Genomic DNA, 310 nt, shown 5'->3' with positions numbered 1-310 from the left:
CGCCCGCCGTGACCGCACCACTCCGCAGTGGGCGCCACTGTCCGTCCAGTACGCCGACTACACCCTCTGGCAGCGCGACGTCCTCGGTGACGAGAGCGACCCGCAGAGCCTCATCTCCGGTCAGGTCGACTACTGGCAGCAGCATCTGGCCGGCCTTCCCGACCTGCTGGAGCTGCCCACCGACCGTCCGCGGCCGGCCGAAGCCAGCTACCAGGGCGACAGCGTCCCGTTCACCTGGGACGCCGAGCTGCACCACGGCATCACCCGCCTGGCACGTGAGCACCAAGCCAGCGTCTTCATGGTCGTCCAC

At 69.7% G+C, this 310-nt stretch carries 1 protein-coding gene; it reads left to right on the top strand.

All coding sequences use genetic code 11. From position 1 onward, the window contains the following. On the top strand, window positions 1-310 hold a 310-nt coding region (locus M8I34_RS41160; protein ID WP_250058174.1), incomplete at both ends, for a condensation domain-containing protein.

Origin of the sequence: Streptomyces sp. MCA2, from assembly GCF_023544705.1 — a bacterium.
Classification (GTDB): domain Bacteria; phylum Actinomycetota; class Actinomycetes; order Streptomycetales; family Streptomycetaceae; genus Streptomyces; species Streptomyces decoyicus.
Note: the sequence above shows the minus strand (reverse complement) of the source record. Positions and strands in the feature narration are given on the sequence as shown.